Here is a 204-nt window from a genome sequence, read left to right on the forward strand (position 1 = left end):
TTCGCGTAACGTTTACAGCCAGTTCGATGTCGATAATCGCGGCGTGATCCTCAATAACGGCCACGGTGTCAACCAGACCCAACTCGGTGGTTTTGTCAACGGCAACCCGTCGCTGGCACGCGGTGAGGCCAGTATTATCCTCAACGAAGTCAACAGCCGCGACCCGAGTAAACTTAACGGTTATATCGAGGTCGCTGGCCGCAA

At 54.9% G+C, this 204-nt stretch carries 1 protein-coding gene; it reads left to right on the top strand.

Annotated features, from left to right (window positions below):
- On the top strand, positions 1 to 204 hold a 204-nt coding region (locus V1952_RS22835; protein ID WP_420075671.1), incomplete at both ends, for a filamentous hemagglutinin N-terminal domain-containing protein.

The organism is Yersinia sp. 2542 StPb PI, from assembly GCF_048593855.1.
Lineage (GTDB): Bacteria > Pseudomonadota > Gammaproteobacteria > Enterobacterales > Enterobacteriaceae > Yersinia > Yersinia enterocolitica_E.